The 17,648-nt window shown below is 46.3% G+C and carries 28 protein-coding genes; 17 read left to right on the top strand and 11 right to left on the bottom strand.

Going from position 1 to position 17,648, the window contains the following annotated elements:
• Positions 1-9: 9 nt before the first annotated feature.
• Genes FO446_RS15780 through FO446_RS15750 form a run of 7 tightly spaced genes read left to right on the top strand, consistent with a single transcriptional unit; the run spans position 10 to position 4,350 of the window.
• The gene (locus FO446_RS15780) at positions 10-372 is read left to right on the top strand and encodes a glycine-rich SFCGS family protein (RefSeq protein WP_007727312.1); all 363 of its coding nucleotides are present in this window, start codon (positions 10-12) and stop codon (positions 370-372) included.
• Between the two features lie 3 nt (positions 373-375).
• Positions 376-714 (top strand): DUF4312 family protein, encoded by a 339-nt coding sequence (locus tag FO446_RS15775; RefSeq protein ID WP_237898485.1) that lies wholly within the window; start codon positions 376-378, stop codon positions 712-714.
• A gap of 22 nt (positions 715-736) precedes the next feature.
• Complete coding sequence (locus FO446_RS15770) at positions 737-1,525, top strand: DUF4311 domain-containing protein (RefSeq protein WP_047067408.1); 789 nt, start codon at positions 737-739, stop codon at positions 1,523-1,525.
• On the top strand, positions 1,525-2,175 hold the full coding sequence (locus FO446_RS15765; RefSeq protein WP_173607792.1) for a DUF4310 family protein: 651 nt from the start codon (positions 1,525-1,527) through the stop codon (positions 2,173-2,175). Before FO446_RS15770 ends, FO446_RS15765 begins: the two co-directional genes overlap by 1 nt.
• A 40-nt stretch (positions 2,176-2,215) precedes the next feature.
• Positions 2,216-3,331, top strand: a complete 1,116-nt coding sequence (locus FO446_RS15760) for a DgaE family pyridoxal phosphate-dependent ammonia lyase (protein WP_173607791.1) — start codon at positions 2,216-2,218, stop codon at positions 3,329-3,331.
• Between the two features lie 5 nt (positions 3,332-3,336).
• Positions 3,337-4,059 (top strand): KDGP aldolase, encoded by a 723-nt coding sequence (locus FO446_RS15755; RefSeq protein ID WP_173607790.1) that lies wholly within the window; start codon positions 3,337-3,339, stop codon positions 4,057-4,059.
• 33 nt (positions 4,060-4,092) lie between these two features.
• Complete coding sequence (locus tag FO446_RS15750) at positions 4,093-4,350, top strand: HPr family phosphocarrier protein (protein WP_173607789.1); 258 nt, start codon at positions 4,093-4,095, stop codon at positions 4,348-4,350.
• A 103-nt stretch (positions 4,351-4,453) separates the two neighbouring features.
• Here FO446_RS15750 and FO446_RS15745 read toward each other — a convergent pair whose 3' ends face one another.
• The 5 genes from FO446_RS15745 to FO446_RS15725 all read right to left on the bottom strand — a co-directional run bounded on the left by FO446_RS15745 (position 4,454) and on the right by FO446_RS15725 (position 7,685).
• Entirely contained in the window at positions 4,454-5,152 is a 699-nt protein-coding gene (locus tag FO446_RS15745) for a DUF4386 domain-containing protein (protein WP_221868546.1), read from the bottom strand.
• A gap of 177 nt (positions 5,153-5,329) precedes the next feature.
• Entirely contained in the window at positions 5,330-5,674 is a 345-nt protein-coding gene (locus FO446_RS15740) for a YkgJ family cysteine cluster protein (protein WP_232772984.1), read from the bottom strand.
• Positions 5,675-5,872: 198 nt separating this feature from the next.
• The gene (locus FO446_RS15735) at positions 5,873-6,184 is read right to left on the bottom strand and encodes a GNAT family N-acetyltransferase (RefSeq protein ID WP_229088077.1); all 312 of its coding nucleotides are present in this window, start codon (positions 6,182-6,184) and stop codon (positions 5,873-5,875) included.
• Between the two features lie 162 nt (positions 6,185-6,346).
• Complete coding sequence (locus FO446_RS15730; RefSeq protein WP_237898484.1) at positions 6,347-6,838, bottom strand: GNAT family N-acetyltransferase; 492 nt, start codon at positions 6,836-6,838, stop codon at positions 6,347-6,349.
• 172 nt (positions 6,839-7,010) lie between these two features.
• Entirely contained in the window at positions 7,011-7,685 is a 675-nt protein-coding gene (locus FO446_RS15725) for an O-methyltransferase (protein WP_237898483.1), read from the bottom strand.
• A 616-nt stretch (positions 7,686-8,301) separates the two neighbouring features.
• Between FO446_RS15725 and FO446_RS15720 the strand changes: the two genes are divergently transcribed.
• The gene (locus FO446_RS15720) at positions 8,302-8,775 is read left to right on the top strand and encodes a YhcN/YlaJ family sporulation lipoprotein (protein ID WP_237898481.1); all 474 of its coding nucleotides are present in this window, start codon (positions 8,302-8,304) and stop codon (positions 8,773-8,775) included.
• Between the two features lie 136 nt (positions 8,776-8,911).
• Here the strand turns inward: FO446_RS15720 and FO446_RS15715 are convergent, their stop codons facing one another.
• Positions 8,912-9,148: a hypothetical protein gene (locus tag FO446_RS15715; RefSeq protein ID WP_047067384.1), complete on the bottom strand. Its 237-nt coding sequence runs from the start codon at positions 9,146-9,148 to the stop codon at positions 8,912-8,914.
• A 178-nt stretch (positions 9,149-9,326) separates the two neighbouring features.
• Between FO446_RS15715 and FO446_RS15710 the strand changes: the two genes are divergently transcribed.
• Together FO446_RS15710 and FO446_RS15705 are read left to right on the top strand one after the other, a co-directional pair.
• On the top strand, positions 9,327-10,301 hold the full coding sequence (locus FO446_RS15710; protein WP_237898479.1) for a bile acid:sodium symporter family protein: 975 nt from the start codon (positions 9,327-9,329) through the stop codon (positions 10,299-10,301).
• Between the two features lie 207 nt (positions 10,302-10,508).
• On the top strand, positions 10,509-10,760 hold the full coding sequence (locus FO446_RS15705) for a YolD-like family protein (RefSeq protein ID WP_173607781.1): 252 nt from the start codon (positions 10,509-10,511) through the stop codon (positions 10,758-10,760).
• A gap of 215 nt (positions 10,761-10,975) precedes the next feature.
• Here FO446_RS15705 and FO446_RS15700 read toward each other — a convergent pair whose 3' ends face one another.
• Entirely contained in the window at positions 10,976-11,209 is a 234-nt protein-coding gene (locus tag FO446_RS15700) for a hypothetical protein (RefSeq protein WP_173607780.1), read from the bottom strand.
• 178 nt (positions 11,210-11,387) lie between these two features.
• On the opposite strand from FO446_RS15700, the gene FO446_RS15695 reads away from it, so the two are divergent.
• Positions 11,388-11,945, top strand: a complete 558-nt coding sequence (locus tag FO446_RS15695; protein ID WP_237901069.1) for a GNAT family N-acetyltransferase — start codon at positions 11,388-11,390, stop codon at positions 11,943-11,945.
• A 60-nt stretch (positions 11,946-12,005) separates the two neighbouring features.
• Here the strand turns inward: FO446_RS15695 and FO446_RS15690 are convergent, their stop codons facing one another.
• Together FO446_RS15690 and FO446_RS15685 are read right to left on the bottom strand one after the other, a co-directional pair.
• Positions 12,006-12,191, bottom strand: a complete 186-nt coding sequence (locus FO446_RS15690) for a hypothetical protein (protein WP_083994995.1) — start codon at positions 12,189-12,191, stop codon at positions 12,006-12,008.
• Positions 12,192-12,263: 72 nt separating this feature from the next.
• Positions 12,264-13,271 (bottom strand): glycerophosphodiester phosphodiesterase family protein, encoded by a 1,008-nt coding sequence (locus tag FO446_RS15685; RefSeq protein WP_237898477.1) that lies wholly within the window; start codon positions 13,269-13,271, stop codon positions 12,264-12,266.
• A 171-nt stretch (positions 13,272-13,442) separates the two neighbouring features.
• On the opposite strand from FO446_RS15685, the gene FO446_RS15680 reads away from it, so the two are divergent.
• Positions 13,443-13,688 (top strand): hypothetical protein, encoded by a 246-nt coding sequence (locus FO446_RS15680; protein WP_221868543.1) that lies wholly within the window; start codon positions 13,443-13,445, stop codon positions 13,686-13,688.
• A gap of 19 nt (positions 13,689-13,707) precedes the next feature.
• Entirely contained in the window at positions 13,708-14,058 is a 351-nt protein-coding gene (locus tag FO446_RS15675; protein ID WP_173607777.1) for a DUF952 domain-containing protein, read from the top strand.
• Positions 14,059-14,062: 4 nt separating this feature from the next.
• Here FO446_RS15675 and FO446_RS15670 read toward each other — a convergent pair whose 3' ends face one another.
• A complete protein-coding gene (locus tag FO446_RS15670; RefSeq protein ID WP_056487845.1) occupies positions 14,063-14,278 on the bottom strand; it encodes a hypothetical protein in 216 nt (71 codons plus the stop codon).
• Between the two features lie 124 nt (positions 14,279-14,402).
• Here FO446_RS15670 and tlp point away from each other — a divergent pair, with 124 nt between their 5' ends.
• The 4 genes from tlp (at position 14,403) to FO446_RS15650 (ending at position 16,782) form a co-directional block, all read left to right on the top strand.
• Positions 14,403-14,621, top strand: coding sequence for a small acid-soluble spore protein Tlp (gene tlp, locus FO446_RS15665; RefSeq protein WP_173607776.1), 219 nt, complete (start codon positions 14,403-14,405; stop codon positions 14,619-14,621).
• Between the two features lie 139 nt (positions 14,622-14,760).
• Positions 14,761-15,873 (top strand): tRNA 2-thiouridine(34) synthase MnmA, encoded by a 1,113-nt coding sequence (gene mnmA / locus FO446_RS15660; RefSeq protein ID WP_173607775.1) that lies wholly within the window; start codon positions 14,761-14,763, stop codon positions 15,871-15,873.
• A 27-nt stretch (positions 15,874-15,900) separates the two neighbouring features.
• On the top strand, positions 15,901-16,230 hold the full coding sequence (locus FO446_RS15655; RefSeq protein ID WP_173607774.1) for a hypothetical protein: 330 nt from the start codon (positions 15,901-15,903) through the stop codon (positions 16,228-16,230).
• A gap of 39 nt (positions 16,231-16,269) precedes the next feature.
• On the top strand, positions 16,270-16,782 hold the full coding sequence (locus tag FO446_RS15650) for an ACT domain-containing protein (protein ID WP_173607773.1): 513 nt from the start codon (positions 16,270-16,272) through the stop codon (positions 16,780-16,782).
• A 31-nt stretch (positions 16,783-16,813) separates the two neighbouring features.
• On the opposite strand, the gene FO446_RS15645 is transcribed toward FO446_RS15650, so the two are convergent.
• Positions 16,814-17,635: an alpha/beta hydrolase gene (locus FO446_RS15645; protein ID WP_237898475.1), complete on the bottom strand. Its 822-nt coding sequence runs from the start codon at positions 17,633-17,635 to the stop codon at positions 16,814-16,816.
• Positions 17,636-17,648 lie beyond the last annotated feature (13 nt).

The raw sequence follows: 17,648 nt of genomic DNA, 5'->3' as shown, positions 1-17,648 counted from the left end.
GTTTTGGATATGTCTAAGGTAAAAATCGTGATTGGTGATCGTCTCGGAAAAGGACAGAACATTGCAAAAGGAATCGAAGCTGCTGGCGGGACCGCGATCGTCATTCCAGGTGTTGGCGCGGATATGAAGGTAGGAGATGTCATGGTCAGTGAGAGTGCAGATCTCGGGCTGTCCTTTTGCGGAAGTGGTGGGGCTGGGGCACTCACTGCCAAGACCAAGTATGGTTTTCCGGTCGAGTACGGCTTGCGCTCCGTAGATGCTGGTATTACTGCCTTGCGTAGCGGAAAAAAAGTGATTGGCTTTGGCTTCATGGATACAGAAGAGCTGGGCAGGCGCATGGTGGAAGAATACATCAAGCTGGGAGGGAAGTAATCTATGTACACGGAGACGACGCAGACCTTGCGATTATCCGGGAGTGGCGATACGAAAGAAGGAGCCTTCAACAAGATTTTTTCCCAAATCAAGCACGTTGTGGCGAGACAGACGAGTGATTTGGTCGTGCGAATCGAACCTGTAGGGGTTTCCATTGTGTCGGCGACAGAAACAGTCAAGCATGAGCGATTTTTGGGATTGTTCTTCCCTCGCAAACGGACGCGGTATGACATCACCGCAGAGATTCAAGTGAGGCTGGGTCTAATCCATGTAGAAAATATAACGTTTCAGCAGCAGACCGAGCAGAATGCGGGTATAGGGCAGTTGGTTCGTCAGCGATAGAAAGAGACAGGGGGTAGGTTCAGTGGTTACGTTGATGATTGTGTTGAAGTCGATTGTCATCGGGGCATTGGTCGGCTTCGGTGTTGGTGCGGGGGCAGCGAGGATGTTCCATGCACCCAATGTACAGGGGATGGGAGCATTCCGGACTTTTGGAGAGCTGAACGCGTGTGCGGGCGATCCCATTTCCCACTTTTCATTTGGTCTTGGCTTTTTGTTTAACTCGTGGGCGTCTGTTGTTGGTGCGGGTGCGTTGACGCAAGATGTGGATCATCGCGTTATCCCGAACTGGGCGGCGGCCGTGTTGCTCTGGCGCAACAAGAATGTCGCGGAGACGTTGCACAATCCGAAGCAAATGGCGATTGCCGGAGCAGCAGTTGGTGTCGTCGTGGTCACTGTGTTGAATTCCACTGCAACGGCGATTCCCGAATCGATGCAGCTCGTAGCGACGAAGGTACTGGTCCCGGCTGCGAACTGGTTGATCAACCCGATCATGCCGATTGTGTTCTGGATGGCGGCGATGGATGCAGGCAAACGGACAGGGATTTGGGGAACGGTCTTGGGTGGTTTGTCTCACTTGGTCATGGGAAATGCGGTGCCTGGAATCGTCTTGGGTATTTTGATCGGGAAAGGCCTGGACGACAGTGGTTGGAACAAAATTACCAAATCCATGTTTATTGCAGTCATTCTCTTGTTTGTATTCAGTGGCTTCTTCCGCGGTTTTGATGTCGCGCTCTTGAAGAGTATGTACGTGGAAATTCCACAGTGGTTGATAGAGCTTCACGAAACATTTGGATCGGTGGTGAAAAAGTAATGGGTGAATTGCAAGCAAAAGGGTTTTGGTATTCAGAATGGGCATTTCCGCTTTTTGTGGCGTGCTTGTCTGCGGGAATCTTTGCGGGTACTCATCTTTACTATGTGTATCATGTCGGTGCTTTTAACGATATCGCCATCGTTGCGATGCTCGAGGCGGGGATCAAGGGTGGCGGCTATGGTGCAGCTGCTGCGTTTGGTGCGAGCTTTTTGTTTGCTCGTGTTTTGGAGGGGCCGCTGGTTGGGATTCTCGATATTGGCGGTTCGTTGCAAACAGGTATCGGGATTGGCGTCCCAGCGTTGATGTTGGGAGCGGGATTCACAGCTCCGTTGACTTCCTTTCCTTTGGCGCTGGCGACAGGTGCGCTCTTGGGCTTCATCATTGGTACCGTCATTATTTTGATTCGGAAGTATACGATCAACGCATCGAACTCCACCTTTGGTGCCGATGTCATGATGGGAGCCGGAAACGCTGCTGGGCGTTACTTAGGCCCATTGATCATCATTTCTGCGATTATGGCTTCGATTCCAGTTGGACTCGGCGCAACAGCAGGAGCAGCGATTTTCTACTATTACAACAAACCGATTGCAGGAGGTGCGATTATCGGAGCCATGATTCTTGGCGCCATTTTCCCGATTCCGACACAATGAGGATAGAGAGAAGAGTTTTCACAGGAAGGATGGGCAAACCATGGGAATCTATCAGCAGTTAGGGTTGAAGCAAGTCATAAACGCAAGCGGTAAGATGACGGCACTGGGTGCTAGTGCCGTCCATCCTTCTATCGCACAGGCCATGGGAGAAGCCGCCATGGATTATGTAGAAATCAGTGAGCTGATGATTGTGGCAGGTCATCATATCGCAGAGGCGACAGGTGCAGAAGACGGTTGTCCTACCTCAGGAGCAGCTGCCGGCATTGCTATTAGTGTAGCGGCAGTCATAGCAGGGTGCCATCTGAGTATGATCGAGCGGCTTCCTTTTTCCGAAGGGTTGAATAACAAGATCATCATCCAAAAAGGACACGCGGTGCACTTCGGCGCTTCCGTTCAACAGATGATTGCACTGGGCGGTGGGAAAGTCGTAGAGGTCGGGCATGCCAATCACGTAGAAGCAGAGCATTTGCGAGAAGCCATTGACGATCAGACCGCAGCACTGCTCTATGTCAAATCTCACCATGCGATTCAAAAAGGGATGCAATCGCTAGACGCGATGATTCAACTCGGTCGGGAGTTTGGACTTCCGGTCATTGTTGACGCGGCGGCGGAGGAGGATCTGCGGCGCTACGTGGCGATGGGTGCCGATCTTGTCATCTACAGTGGCGGAAAAGCAATCGGCGGACCAACGTCAGGCTTTATCGCAGGGCGTGCCGATCTGATTGCCGCATGCCGCGCGCAATATAAAGGCGTCGGTCGTGCCATGAAGGTAGGCAAGGAAGCCATTGCGGGTTTGCTTGCAGCGCTTGGACAGTACGACCCCGAAAAGCAAAATGCTCCCGAGCAGCGCAGGCGAGTGGAGTGGCTGGCTGGAGAACTGAACAGCTTGCCCGGTGTGAAAGCAGTGATCGCACAGGATGAGGCAGGCAGGTCGATCTATCGAGTGCAAGTTCAGCTTGACGAACGAGTGGCAGGAATGACGGCTCGGGAGCTTACACGCCAACTGGAGCAAGGAAATCCAGCTATTTTTACCCGTAACCACTATGTGAATACGGGTGTGATTGCCTTTGATCCACGACCGTTTCACGAAGGGCAAGAACACATCATTGCAGCGCGAATAAAGGAACTGCTGCAAAAACAGGGAGAAGGAGAATAACAAAAGTGGGCACACCGAAAATTCGTTTAAACGTTTTGGCAAGGGATGTAGAAAACGCAAAACAAATATGTGCCGTCGCTGATGGCCGCGCTCTAATCGGGATCTTGGTCAAAGGATTTGCGTCCGTAGAAGCAGCAATAAAGGCTGTTGAACAATACCAGCAAGCAGGTGTACCCGTGTCTGTAGGGCTGGGCGCAGGTGATCCTACGCAATGGAAAAAGGTCGCAGAAGTCGCGGTGCAGACCCAACCGGATCACGTCAATCAGGTATTTCCGGCAGCAGGCTATACGCTCGGCGGGCTACAGGCAGTCGGCAACTCACATACGATCGTGAATGCATTGATTGCCCCTGGTGGTCAACCAGGAAAGGTTCACGTCACCACGGGACCAATGAGCAACAAAGTTACAGAATGGCTGTCTTGCGATGCAGCCGCCGCGATGCTGGCGGAGATTGGTGTACACTCGGTCAAATTTTATCCAGTTGACGGACTGGAAAGGCTGAATGAAATCAAGGCGATGGCAGAAGCAGCCGTACGTTACGGGATTCCCGTTTTTGAGCCGACTGGCGGGATCGATGCTGCTTCGATTCGGCCGATTGTGGAGGTATGCCTCGAAGCAGGTGCAAAGCAGGTCATACCGCATATTTATACATCCATCGTGGACAAGGAAACGGGATTGACTCGTTTGGATCAAGTAGAAGAACTGCTGACGGCTATAGAAGGCCTATAGCAATTTAATGAGAAAGGGATAGGAGTGAATCGAATGAGAGAGAGACAGGTCATCGTCCAGTTGGCACAGGGATTACACGCGCGTCCGGCTTCTTTGTTTGTGAAAGTGGCAGCTTCCTTTTCCAGTGAAATCGGATTGAACAAGGATGAGAAGAAGGTGAATGCGAAGAGTATTATCGGCGTCATGTCCCTCGCGGTGTCGAAAGGACAATCGGTCGTCTTGACTGCGGATGGTGCCGATGCGGAGCAGGCGCTGGATGCATTGGAGCGCGTGTTGGCAAGTGTGGAGTAAAGGGATGCGTGAATGCGTGTAAAAGAAAAAGGGATGTCTCAAGTGAAAGCTTTGAGATATCCCTTTCTCCATTGTTTCGCTCTTTAGCACTAAAACACGTATTTTAATTGGTTACAGAATCCTGTTCCGTGGGGTTGAAACCTCTAATGATTAGCCATATAGCCAAAACCAATTGTTGAAAGGCTATTGGAATGTTCAACATCATGTAGGTTGTATCCAGCCCGATGAAGCGAATCATAAATAATAAGCTAGCCAATATGGACGATGTTGACCCAATTAGACCCCAGACTGACAACCAACGTGGAACTAATGTAGTTCGGTAAAATATGTAGTTGAACAAGAACATAGCCAGAACAAATGCCAGTGTCGTTGCCACATGGTTTACCAAATCACGTCCTTCCCGCAACAATTCACCCAGTGTCTGAAAATACATTGCATACAAAGTTCCAACTTTTGCAAACTCTTGGCTTGCTGACAATAGCAACAGAAGAATGATTACACCAAGAATAATGAACACGCCCGCAATGATGCCAAAAGCAACAGATCCGAGAGCTAAACTTTTATGATGCTTACTTAACAACGGATACATCAAAATAGGAATACCCACATAGGCAACAATCATCAACAATTGAAAAAATGCGCCTAGTAGTACCTGATTCTCATTTGAAGAAGCCATGACAAGGTAGTCTGCTCCATCAATTACAGGAACAACACTAAATAAACCTGTAATCAATCCGGCTATTAATAACACCCCAGTCATAATTGCAGATCTTCTACCTGCATTTGTACTCTTCCTCAACATAAATTGCCTCCTTCGGCATTTTTATCGCGTATCAAGTCTAGAGGGTGAAGACGAGTATAGTTCAATGAGGCTGTCTATAACATTACTATTCAGTTGAGATCCATGTTTTGCTTCATGCTGACGTTGAGTCTGGAACTAATTTTCAAACCAAAACCGCACATCTTATAGCTCCTTTCTTTAAAAATGCTTCCAAGTAATATCAATACTCAAATACCCAATCGCTTTCTCCTTGAAGGTCAGCGTTTCTTTCGTTGCCAATTCTGGTTTACGAAAACAGACAAGGTCTCTGTGATATCCAAAAGCGCGACACACTTCCGGTCGAACGCTATGAATGCCACACTGATCTTTTTGCATGTCGTAGAAGATACAAGTCCCAAACAGTCTCGGTTGATTTTCCAGGTCGTCACGGAGCTTTTTTGGAAACGCTTTCAATTTCTTGTATATCATTTTAAATTCCTTCTCTGTAATGGGAACAGGACCACAGCACAATCCTTTACAGCCTTGGCAAGGCAATGCTTCCATATCATCTACAACCTTTCGTCATGTGATAATTACTAGAAAGAACAAAAAAGATGATCCTCGTTGATTCAGGGGATCATCTTTAGAACTACCGCATGTAATTGTGTGGGTTATTCAGAAATTCCGTTAGAAGAGAATACTGTTCTTTTATTATAACACATGTAGGAAGATTTTGACGAAGCTTTTGAATGAATGGCTTGTTTATTTCGTCAAAACATACAACCACTCACCGTTGCAGTCCTCGTCGTCCCCGGTCAGGCCATCCAAAACGCGTTCAAACGAGAAGCCGAGTTTCTCAATGATGCGCCGCGATGCTTTATTGTCTGGGTGTGCTTTTGCGTACAACCGATCCAATCCGATTACATCAAATGCGTACGCAGTAAGAGCGGAGGCAGCTTCAAAAGCGTAGCCGTTCCCCCAATAATCCCGTCCGATTAAATCATAGAGCTCTTTTTCTGGAGTCAGAAAATCGAGAACGCCAGGTAAACAACTTTGGGTTTTGCATGAGTTCAAAAGATTCCATCAAATCAACTTCTGCGTAAGGACGGATGATGAGGCGTTCGGTTTCTAAGTGCATGGTAGAGATCGTTGATTGCATATAGGATGTTCCCTTTCGATTTAGAAATGATCGTTGGATAAAAAGAGGAGAAGCGCTCACGGTAAGCGCTTCAGACCTCATGTGTGTTTAATCAGAATAAGTTCTTCCACTTCTACGCCTCGTGCTTCCGAAAATGCCCGATCTACACCGAAAGGCTGAAAACCGTTTTTTTCCAACACACGAATGGACGCGATGTTGTCATGGGCGACACGCGCATATACAGGACGTGTTCGGAGTTCCTCTAAAAAGAGAGTAAGTGCATTTGTCGCGACTCCTTTGCCCCAAAAGCTTTTGTCTATCCAGTATCCAATCGTAGGCAAGCCAAACAGTTCAAAGCACGAAACATTTCCGACAATCTGCCCATTCATGACAATGGCTTTTTTCACAATCGAATCATTGTTCAAAATCCTTGTCCAATGAGCGGTGAATCCGTCTCTATCTTCCGGGTCCTTGACAGTAAAGGCGGCCATCTCATGAGCAGATTTGTCCAATTGCTGGGTGAAAAATATAGGGAGATCTGCCTCTGTTACTTCTCGTAAAGTAAGGGACTGATCATGTAATGGCTCCAAGGAAAAGCACCTCCAAAAACATCAGCTACTCTCTCTTCACCAACACTTTGATAATCAACGACAGTACCGTGAGAACCAAAATGACATTAGCAATGAGCATAAAGCTAGGTAAACCCAACCTAAACAAGATGTACACACTCCTACTCGTTACAACCTTTGAAAGTGAAAAAGACTAGTTCTCTTCAGTGACAAGCATGATCGCAAATCCATCATAGCCCTTGCTGCCAACTGTCTGTACAACGGTTCCACTGACACTCTGCTCTTCAGCTACCAAATCGGTGAATTGACGCACGCCGACAATATTGGGATCCGTGCTTGTTTCGTCCACGACTTGACCACTTCGTACAACGTTATCCGTGATAATCACAGTACCTTTGCGAGAGAGCTTTAATGCCCATTGGAAATAGTCGGGGTTTCCTTTTTTATCTGCATCGATAAAAATAAAATCAAACGGGCCCTGATTTTCTTTGTGCAGTTGGATGAGAGAATCAAGGGCAAGTCCGACCTTCACTTCTACGATCTGATCCAGTCCTGCGCGGGTAATATTCGCTTGTGCAACTTCTGCATGCTTTGGATCATATTCAAGAGTAATGAGACGACCATCAGCGGGGAGTGCGCGGGCTAGCCAGATGGTACTGTATCCACCGAGAGTGCCAATTTCCAAGATCGAACGAGCGCTTTGAATCCGTGCTAACAGATGAAGGAATTTACCTTGATTGGGTGCCACATCAATAGCTGGAAGGCCTGCAGCTGCGTTCTCTTGAAGAACTGTGTCTAGAACGGAATCGGCTTCCAGTAATTTATCCGTAAAATAGTGATCGACCGCTGTCCATTGCTCTTTATTCATGATCTCAACTCCTCAAGAATTTACAGGGATATCATAACACGATTAGCAACATCTGGTTGGTTTTTTTGTAACAATGAACACATTTCAGCGGAGAGATTCTATGGTCGATCAAGCTTTATAGGTAAGATTTTCACCTGTTACCATTATTTTCGCATAGCGTGAACGCTGAATTTTCATGATAATAGAAAAGTAATCCAAGCTAGCTAGTATAATCCAACCTTGGGGATTCTATTCTACGCGTCCGACTAATTGAGGCAGTCTAAGTCGGCGCCATTTTTTTATTCCATCTATAGGTAAATGTACCTATTATTGCTCGTTGTCAACAGAAAACAAGTCCTATATGATTATATCATTCACGTATGACATACGCGTACTACCCCGTACGCCCCAACCACTTTTTGTTGGTTGGGATTTTTTTTTTGTTCTGTGTTATATCCAGTTATCTCCTATCGCGTTTCGATGCGATTTTTAATATCCTTGTAAATAGGACTTGCAATGTTCTTGGGGTCCGCGGTGACTCAAATTATGCAGAGGAGTCACCGCTTTTTTTCTTTACATACTTCCTCCGTTCAAGGTCAAGCTAGTAACAGTTGATTTTGGTCAGGAGGTGTTTTGTGTGCGGGCAACTTTCGTGGTGCTGACACTGGCTTTTGCTTTAACCGTAACGGGATGTACGAAGCAATCTGGTACTGAAACGAAGAAATCTGGTACAGAAACGAAGCAAAAAGCGGAAGCGGAGCCGTTGTGCATGCCTGTTCCCGTCAGACATTATCAATGGGAAGAGCGAGCGAGATCGATTACGGCTAGCGTGAAGGGTATAGACAAAATCGTGGTTGTGCAAATCGATAAAGAGCTCGATGTGGCTATTCAAGTAACGAATTTTAATCGGTTCAAGCTGGAATCGATTCAAAAAGAAGTCGGAAAGAAATTAAAAGAGGCCTTCCCAGATGCCAATATTCATGTGACAGCTGACAAGCGATTATTAAAAGATTTGCAAAGGCTGAGTGACGAACGGTGGCCAACCGATGTAAAAGAGGCATGCCAGAAGAAGAAATCCTTAAAAGAATTGGAAAAGAAAATGAAGGGCTAGCCAATTTCCCAAACCTCACACACTGCATGGGTAGAGTGAGGTTTTTGTTGATTGTTTTGACGGAATGATTAAAACGAAATGAAAATTCTGTGATTAACGAACGAAGAAGGACTCCCTGGCTGGGAGTCTATATCAGCTAGTGGTGATCATGATCGTAATGATGAGCGCGTTCTCGATCTCGATGGAGGTCGATGCCGCGTAATTCACCCTTGGCTTTTTCCACAAGGACTTGATAATCTCTTACCACTTCCGTCAAGGTCGTAACGGATTCCTTATAGTCGGGATCATTGCAGATTCCATCTATTGCTCGATGGAGGTGATACATCTTATCTTCGGTTTTTCGGATAAATTCTACCCAATCCATTCCGTTCATAAAATACCTCCTTTCCGTCATAGGCTTTACTCCCATGCTCGAAAGTATGCAAGGTGAAATTGCGAATAAATGATGCGTATGCAATCTAATAATGAACTTTGGTCTTGTAACAATAATCTGTTCATGATAACATACCTCACATCACTAGCATCAAAGGACGAGACTTGAGGTGTATCAAATGAACGGGTTAGCCAAACTGAATCGATTGCTTGAGAAAATCATGCCCATACTAACGCCGAGTAGTGTTGCTATTGGTGTAATAGCCGGGACACATTTGCAACCGTTTGCTTTTTTGTCTCCTTGGGTGTTTGCCTTCATGACATTTACCGGCAGTCTGGGTTCAGGATTTAAAGAATTTGCAAAAGTACTGACCAGACCGCTCCCCTTAATCGTCAACTTGTTGATTCTCCATGCACTAATGCCGCTTGTTGCTTGGTCGATGGCGCGGTTGTTTTATCCAGATGATATCCATGTCATCACGGGCTTCTTGTTGGCTGCCTTAATTCCCACAGGGATCACGAGCTTTTTGTGGTCATCGATTTATTTCGGGAATATCGCACTGACGCTATCCATTATTTTGTTGGATACGATGCTCTCCCCACTGATTGTTCCGTTGGGGATGTCCTTGTTTTTGGGGGCTACCGTCGAGATGGATTTGGCAGAGCTGATGAAGGGTTTATTTTATATGATCGTGTTGCCATCTCTTGTGGGAATGCTGCTCAATCATTTGTCAAAAGGGAACGTCAAAAAAACGCTGGCACCAAAATTAGCGCCATTTTCCAAGATGGGTATGGGTGTTGTCGTCGCCATCAACAGCTCGATGGTCTCATCTTACTTTCATATGATGGATGCTAAACTGGTAGGAATGGCGGTCCTCGTACTCGTAGTAGCCATTTCAGGTTATGTAATGGGATGGGGGATCGCAAGGCTATTCGGATGGGAACGTGATGTGATTGTCACGTTAACCTTCAACAGTGGAATGCGAAACATTAGTGCAGGGGCAGTTATGGCAATCACGTACTTTCCGGCGCCAGTTGCTCTTCCTGTTGTTCTCGGTATGCTTTTTCAGCAAATACTCGCTTCTACCTTCGGAAAGTTTTTGGAGCTGGTCGAGAAAAGACCGCAGCATCAACCACAGGAACTATCAAGCTAAAAGCAAGAGCCGTTTTCCAAGACCAATGGGAAAACGGCTTTTTTCTTACAGATTCTTCCTAAATAAAGCAATTTGTGCGACTTGGCAGGACAATATTGAAAAAAGGGTTGCGAACTTATGTTCGTATTCCCTATAATGTAAATACAATTTCCCACAGAGGATGGGTATCTGGATTACAAATGTTCGTAGGTAGGCGGGTGGAAAGGTGTGGCTAACGGCAATCTTGAAGTAACGAACGAAGAAAGAGAGGCATTTATGTACATGCTGCGAGATTCTGCAAGAGAGAATTACCCCTTGAATGTGAGCTGGTGTGTGTCCTTTGAGGGGGAGCGGGGGAATACCTGTAGCATGTGGGGTGTGGTCAAATGGGTAGACCCAAAGGCGAGACGTGTTCAATTAGCAAACCAAACGGGTAGTCAATGGATCGAGATGGAGAAAATTATCAATGTACATGCATAAGGGAACGTATAGAAACCTTACATGAAAATCGACTCATCGTAAGGCTTCTTTCCTTTCTTTGCACAAAGAAGAGAATGTGTCACAAAACCTAACATGAAAACGCAGAAAATTCGAAAGTTTGGTTGACATTCGAATTTTTGATGTTAGAATATATAACATAGCATGCATTCTCTCCACTTCCTATTTTGACCCAATCATTGGGTCCTTTTTTTTGCCTATGTTTCATTCTTCAAATACGGCTTTCCATCCGCTTGAAATAACTTGCTCACCATTCCATAAAGGCGACCTGACATGTTAGGAAAAACGAAGGAGTATTCATTCGCTCCTTGATTCAGCAAGACAATCGGTGCTTCCACGATGTAGGGGATTTTCATGAGATCGAGCATCTTCTTATATTCCTCTACCTTGGAATGGTCGACCGTATAATAAAATGACTTGGAAAAATTCATGCGAACACGCTCCTTTTCCTTATTGTAGCATATCCTCAGTATGTCGTATAAATGGACATAATAAATATTATGTAAACACAATATGATTTTTTCTTTATCCTTAGAAATAGAGAAGATTCACAAAGACCCCTACCTGTGATAAGATGAAAGACCAAAATTTTACCAATAGGAGAAAATGATGATCATCAGCCAACAACTACTTTCTGTGAACGGGTTATCCTACACGATTCGCTCTGCAATGGAGACAGATGCACAACAAATGTCGGAACTGCGACTGCAAATCGATGGTGAGACTGAAAATTTGGACAGAGAAAGAGGGGAGGCTTTCATCGATGTGCAAGGATTCGAACACATCATCAAAACGGATGCAGAAAGTGCAAGAAATTTGTTTTTAGTGGCTGTTACTCAAGATCGGATTGTCGGGTTTTCCAGATGTGCAGGCGTTTACTTAAACAGATTTGCCCACAAAGTAGAGTTTGGTGTATGTGTTTTACAAGAGTTCTGGGGTTATGGCATTGGGAAGAATCTCTTGCAAGAATCGGTTGCCTGGGCAGACGCCAACCACATTACCAAAATGACGTTGAATGTAATGGAAACGAATGAGAAGGCAATTGAGTTGTACAAACGGTTTGGTTTTGAAATCGAAGGGGTACTCAAAAACGACAAGGTCCTTTCTGATGGCAATTACTACAACACCATTATTATGGGTAGATTCAAAGGCGACATGAGAGCATAATGAAAAAACTCCGCTAGCATAAGCGGAGTTTTGCTGTCTAATCATTGGTGAAACAGTTGTTTAACTGCTGAAGAAGCTACGGCTGGAGTGCTTTCTTTTATAATGAGAGCTGCCGTAATGGGAATGTCCGTACCGATTGCTAGAGCTATACTTTCTGCGGTGTTTGTAATCGCTGCTGCTGTATTTCCGGTACTTATGCGAAGATGAGTGATTACCGAGTAAATTTTTCAAAAGCTTCTTAAGCATATCAATCACTCCTAGTTAGGTTGGAAGTCTATTCCGTATAAGTATATACGAATATGTCTGAGAACCGTTTCATTATTTTTCTACGTTTTCGTGAAAAGCTGGACCAATCAGATCGATCCGGTTCGTCCATATTCCACCTGTAAAGCTTTCTGGCACCCGATTTAAATCAGTCGGAACATCAAAGCCTTGCGACACATCTCCACTGCCTGCGACTAGGATCACGCGTGTGTCTTTTGCTTCCATTCTTGCCATGAACCGATTCGGCCAACCCCAGAGCCATGGGGCAATCTGATCGGGAATATGCAATTGGGTTTGTGCACAGGCTTCTGGTACATATCCGGACCAACCTGCTGCTATGTACGGGATCAGGCAGCTTTTCATTGTCGCCATAGACATCACACGCAGCTGGGGCAGTTGTTGTTTCAATGTCTCGATTGGTTTGTCACCGCCATAAACAGAGAGCTGTGCCACTCGTTTTGCAGGCAATGCCGCCAAAACATCCGCCAACGCTTTCCCTTCGAGTGGGTCATTACTTTTGATATGGATAAGCAGTGAGCGATTAGGGAATGTTTGTAGCACATCATCGAGAGAGGGCATCATGCCAATCCCTTTTCCACGGAAGGGGAAGGTTTTCCCTTCATCCGCAGTATAATGGTAGCCAATGTCGAGTTGTTGTAATTCGGCCAAGGTATAATCTCTCGTGACACCGGTGCCATTTGTCCGACAGTCGAGCGTCCAGTCATGAAACACGGCGAATCGATTGTCTTTGGTCCATTGTACATCCAGCTCGACGACGTCCGCACCTGCATCAAAAGCTGCCTGCATGGACGGAATCGTATTTTCCAGGTACGGATGCTCCGGTGGATAAATCCGTTCCGCCGTACAAGTTTCATTGGTGATGTTCTCCATATGAAAGGTTTGTGCCATCCCGCGGTGAGCAAGTAAAAAAGGCTCGCCTTCTGGCTCTTTTGCAAGATAAGAGCTGTTGCCTAGAAAGAGGAAAGCGATGAAAAGAAGGGGAATCCAGATGCGTTTTCGCTGGAACCATTTCTTTCGTGGTTGATTTCGTTGCTTTGACATGATGGAATACCGCCCCTTCCTTAAAATTCTCTGTTCATTGTAGCAAAACGCAAGGGAGGAAGGTACATCCTTTGGGAGTAGGGCTAGGGGCTTGGCATCATTCGAAAAGACTGGCACAATAGACAATAGACGGAAGAGAAGATGTATCCTTGAACAGCAAGGGGAGATTCCATGAAAATAGCATTGCACCAAATCGCTTATCAGATCGGTATGCATCCAACTGAGATGGCGAAGCTTGTCTACGATGGTGAAATAACGGGTGAGGTACCTGACCGCGATCCGCAAGCAAAGGATGCCTGGGTGGATTTGCACTCTCTGCGTAACTTCGTTCAATGGCGATATGATCAGGGACGAATGGAGCAGATGTTCTATGATAAAGCTATGCGTCACCTAAACAAAGCAATGCCAAAAAAATAATCGAAACCGGAGGAGAAACATGCAAGACAATATTATTTACTGCATGGTGCCAAAAGCATACTGGGAAAAGTGGATGGACAAGGATCACTACTTGCCGCGCGATTACGAGCAGGAAGGCTTTATTCACGCGACGAAAGGTGACGAGCTGCTTGAAAAGGTAGCAAACCGCGTCTATGCACAGTTTGACGAGGAGTTGTATGTACTCGTTGTCGATGAAACAAAAACGACTTCGGAAGTCAAATACGAGGCTGCGAAGGACGGGTTGCTGTATCCACACATCTATGGACCGCTGAATCATGATGCGATTGTGGATATAAAGAAAATGAATCGGATAGACGATCAGTGGCGTCTGGGAACGTCCATCCGCTAATCTTCTACCAGCTAAACCACTTGAGTAGCGCAAGCACTTCTTGGCGCTTAGCCTCAGGGAGCTTGTCGAGTCTGCGCAAGAGAAGATCGATTCGCATGCGCTGTTCCACTTCGGATTCCGGTACCTTTTGTCCCTTCACCCATTGACGTTTCAGGCGGACTGGATCTGTATCAGAGATGATCCGAAGCAGCTTTCTTTCCAACAAATCTAAGGAAGCCATAGGTGAAACCCTCTTTTTCGTTTAATCCGTTTCTTCTATTATAACACGGGTACATAAAGAAACCATGATTGGCGCACAATGGTAAAGGTGTTGAATATAACCCTTTGTAGGAGGCGTATCGATTATGGCGAAGCCGGATGACCGTTCTGACAACGCAGAAAAACTTCAACAGATGATTTCCAATACGGAAGAGAACATTCGTGAGTCCGAAGATTACCTGACGGCTCATGCTGGAGAGATTTCTGCAGAGGAAAAATCAACCCTCGAAGCGAAAAATCAGCGTCGTGAAGAAAGCATCGAGGGATATCGCGCGGAAATCAAGGATGAATCTTCGCAGGCATAACCTTGCTATCAAACGTCTGGCGCCACCTATGCGTCAGGCGTTTTTTCATTCTATCGGGCAAAAGTGCAACAAAACATGATTTGTTTTGCGAAACATGGTAATCTGTAAGGGGACAAATTGAATAAGAGGAGAAAGACTTATGAAGCGACCAGAAGATACACGCGTCGTTGTCGGCATGTCCGGCGGAGTCGACTCCTCCGTGACGGCTTACCTGCTTAAGCAACAGGGATATGACGTCATCGGCATCTTCATGAAAAACTGGGATGATACCGATGAATTCGGCCACTGCACGGCGGAAGAAGACTTCCAGGATGTCCGGCGCGTCTGTGAACAGATCGGCATTCCATATTACACGGTAAACTTTGAAAAAGAATACATGGACAAGGTATTCCAGTATTTCTTGGATGAATATAAACGAGGACGTACACCGAATCCGGATGTCATGTGCAACCGTGAAATCAAGTTCGGTGAGCTTCTCGCCAAGGTCATGGATCTGGGGGCGGATTATATTGCTACCGGCCATTACGCGCAGGTCAAGTACATCGATGGCGAGTACAAGCTGATTCGCGGCGCTGACAACAACAAGGATCAGACTTACTTCTTGAATGTACTGGGCCAAGAACAGCTTTCCAAAACGATGTTCCCGATCGGTCATCTTCCGAAACCGCAAGTAAGGGAGATTGCAGAGAAAGCAGGACTTTATACAGCGAAAAAGAAGGACAGTACTGGGATCTGCTTTATTGGGGAGCGCAACTTCCGCGAGTTCCTGCAAAACTACTTACCTGCCAAACCAGGAAATATTGAGACCGTAGATGGAGCAGTCATCGGTACGCACGACGGACTGATGTACTATACATTGGGTCAACGACAAGGCTTAGGGATTGGCGGAGGTCATGGCACGAGCGGACAGCCTTGGTTTGTTGTAGACAAAGATCTGGAACGGAATGTCCTGATCGTTGGTGAAGGCTCTGATCATATCCGCCTGTACTCGAAGAGTCTCTTGGCGACCAACGTGAGCTGGGTCAGTGATAAGAAGCCTTCCGAAACGTTTTCTTGTACAGCCAAATTCCGTTATCGTCAGCCAGATCAGGGAGTAACCGTTCACCTGCTGGAGGATGGCAACGTAGAAGTTGTATTTGATCAGCCGCAAAAAGCAGTGACACCTGGTCAGGCTGTTGTCTTCTACGATGGAGAAGTATGCTTGGGTGGAGGGACGATTGACAAGGTACGCTTAGTCGATAAAGAGAACTAAGATAGACATAGACGGGGGAAGCACTCGGTGGATGCTACGAAAAAATCAAAAGTGATTATCGTTTCATTTTTGGCGGGAGCAGTTCTCTTGGCGATCATCTCTTATTTCGGGATGGCCTCCATGGGTAAAGAGCATATGGCGACGATCCAAAACGTCATCAAGGAGAACGGCGGGGTTGTAAACGCGGGTGGAGTGACAGCGGTTCCGCTGGAGGAAAGTCCTTTTACCAACAGCGGAAAAGGCAATACCATTTACCGAATCCACTTTACGAAAGATGGGCAAACGTTGACGGCTTGGTATCGTGCCGATAACGAATCCTCCATCAAGAAAGAGCCGGAAGCATGGATTCTACCGTAATAACAAGGATAAACCTGACTGGGAGAGTGAAGGCATCACATGACCCAATATGCTGGACTGCGTGAGCTGGCTGAACTGATTCGAAGACTCGAGCCAGAGTTAGCGGGTGCACAATTAAGTATTCTTGCTCATGAGAATAAAGAGGAAATCGCAACACTGCTAGTGGAAGGACTCGGAATGAAGGTTCCTGTCCAACACAGCTCCGGCGAATATGCGAATCATTTGGCGATTTTGCGTGTTGGAGCGAACAAGTACACCTTTGCGCAAGACTGGAGAGAAGTGTACATCAGTGAAATCAACTACTGTGCGTGTCGCATACCTCCAGGGGCCCATGGATTGTTGGTTCACCATATCGATTATCCAGGCGTGATTTATGATGTCTCACGAAAACTGGCCGAGTATGAAATCAATGTTTCCAAGTTGAATGTATCGCGCGAGCAAAAAGGGAAGAATGCCCTGCTTGTCTCTGTGACTGATGAAGAGATTACACCGACGATTGTTTCCGCCATCGAAGAGCTGCCCCAAATCACCAGAGTGTTATCACTACAGTAAGCAAATCATGATAAACAAAAACTGCCCGTTTTTAGCGGGCAGTTTTTTTCGTAGCGAATTTGAGTCCATAGCTAATGAGGACTGGCAAAACAGACGAATGATTTTCGTCAGCAAATTCTTTAAAGGAAGCCTTGATTTGACCTTTACCCATGGAGGATAATCGTTCGACCATCGCCAGGGATTTTTCTTTGACCAAGAACCGGCCATCGTTTTCCAACTCCCCAATGGTGAGGAGCGCATGGACGTCGAGATCATCTGTCAGCAGCTTCGGTAATTGACTCTCCTTCGCAAGCAGCACGCTCTCATTCCAATGAATCGAGGGACTGCCAGCTATATAACGTTGAAAAGCATGTGGTTTGGTCAAAAGTACATGCAAAACAAACAAGCCACCTAGCGAATGTCCAATAATCGCTTGCTGCGTCCGATCGATGGGGAAGTCATTTTCAATGCTAGGCTTGAGCTCCTCCTCCAAAAAGGTGAGGAACTGCTCCGCTCCCCCCATCTGAGGCCACTCTGTACCACTTGGGTTGCAAGGAAGCTCTGAGGCTGGAACTTCATATGTGTAATCAAAGAAACGGGCAGGATGGTACGGACCCTCCGTTGGATAGCCAATCCCGACGACGATAGCAGGATACACACCAGTTCGTTCAGGGCCACGTGATTGTATCCGTATCGCTTCGGTCATGGTGGCAAAAACAGAGTTGCCGTCTAGCAAATATATGACGGGAAAACCTGATTCCGGAGCGGGATCAGCAGGTATACTTACGAAAATGTGATAGTCTCGCTCTTGATAGGTCATGTTTTTACTGTATGAACGAGGAATGACGACAGGTTGATAGTCGGTGCTTTTCATGAAGGCTACTCTC

The organism is Brevibacillus brevis, assembly GCF_022026395.1.
Classification (GTDB): Bacteria; Bacillota; Bacilli; order Brevibacillales; family Brevibacillaceae; genus Brevibacillus.
Note: the sequence above shows the minus strand (reverse complement) of the source record. Positions and strands in the feature narration are given on the sequence as shown.

What these genes read in the sequence shown, in the direction of transcription:
- FO446_RS15645 (WP_237898475.1), bottom strand. Translation starts at nt 17,635, where the DNA reads ATGAAAAGCACCGACTATCAACCTGTCGTCATTCCTCGTTCATACAGT.
- FO446_RS15650 (WP_173607773.1), top strand. Translation starts at nt 16,270, where the DNA reads ATGACCCAATATGCTGGACTGCGTGAGCTGGCTGAACTGATTCGAAGA.
- mnmA (WP_173607775.1), top strand. Translation starts at nt 14,761, where the DNA reads ATGAAGCGACCAGAAGATACACGCGTCGTTGTCGGCATGTCCGGCGGA.
- FO446_RS15670 (WP_056487845.1), bottom strand. Translation starts at nt 14,278, where the DNA reads ATGGCTTCCTTAGATTTGTTGGAAAGAAAGCTGCTTCGGATCATCTCT.
- FO446_RS15760 (WP_173607791.1), top strand. Translation starts at nt 2,216, where the DNA reads ATGGGAATCTATCAGCAGTTAGGGTTGAAGCAAGTCATAAACGCAAGC.
- FO446_RS15685 (WP_237898477.1), bottom strand. Translation starts at nt 13,271, where the DNA reads ATGTCAAAGCAACGAAATCAACCACGAAAGAAATGGTTCCAGCGAAAA.
- tlp (WP_173607776.1), top strand. Translation starts at nt 14,403, where the DNA reads ATGGCGAAGCCGGATGACCGTTCTGACAACGCAGAAAAACTTCAACAG.
- FO446_RS15675 (WP_173607777.1), top strand. Translation starts at nt 13,708, where the DNA reads ATGCAAGACAATATTATTTACTGCATGGTGCCAAAAGCATACTGGGAA.
- FO446_RS15765 (WP_173607792.1), top strand. Translation starts at nt 1,525, where the DNA reads ATGGGTGAATTGCAAGCAAAAGGGTTTTGGTATTCAGAATGGGCATTT.
- FO446_RS15740 (WP_232772984.1), bottom strand. Translation starts at nt 5,674, where the DNA reads ATGGAAGCATTGCCTTGCCAAGGCTGTAAAGGATTGTGCTGTGGTCCT.
- FO446_RS15780 (WP_007727312.1), top strand. Translation starts at nt 10, where the DNA reads ATGTCTAAGGTAAAAATCGTGATTGGTGATCGTCTCGGAAAAGGACAG.
- FO446_RS15725 (WP_237898483.1), bottom strand. Translation starts at nt 7,685, where the DNA reads ATGAATAAAGAGCAATGGACAGCGGTCGATCACTATTTTACGGATAAA.
- FO446_RS15750 (WP_173607789.1), top strand. Translation starts at nt 4,093, where the DNA reads ATGAGAGAGAGACAGGTCATCGTCCAGTTGGCACAGGGATTACACGCG.
- FO446_RS15700 (WP_173607780.1), bottom strand. Translation starts at nt 11,209, where the DNA reads ATGAATTTTTCCAAGTCATTTTATTATACGGTCGACCATTCCAAGGTA.
- FO446_RS15715 (WP_047067384.1), bottom strand. Translation starts at nt 9,148, where the DNA reads ATGAACGGAATGGATTGGGTAGAATTTATCCGAAAAACCGAAGATAAG.
- FO446_RS15710 (WP_237898479.1), top strand. Translation starts at nt 9,327, where the DNA reads ATGAACGGGTTAGCCAAACTGAATCGATTGCTTGAGAAAATCATGCCC.
- FO446_RS15745 (WP_221868546.1), bottom strand. Translation starts at nt 5,152, where the DNA reads ATGTTGAGGAAGAGTACAAATGCAGGTAGAAGATCTGCAATTATGACT.
- FO446_RS15695 (WP_237901069.1), top strand. Translation starts at nt 11,388, where the DNA reads ATGATCATCAGCCAACAACTACTTTCTGTGAACGGGTTATCCTACACG.
- FO446_RS15680 (WP_221868543.1), top strand. Translation starts at nt 13,443, where the DNA reads ATGAAAATAGCATTGCACCAAATCGCTTATCAGATCGGTATGCATCCA.
- FO446_RS15775 (WP_237898485.1), top strand. Translation starts at nt 376, where the DNA reads ATGTACACGGAGACGACGCAGACCTTGCGATTATCCGGGAGTGGCGAT.
- FO446_RS15690 (WP_083994995.1), bottom strand. Translation starts at nt 12,191, where the DNA reads ATGCTTAAGAAGCTTTTGAAAAATTTACTCGGTAATCACTCATCTTCG.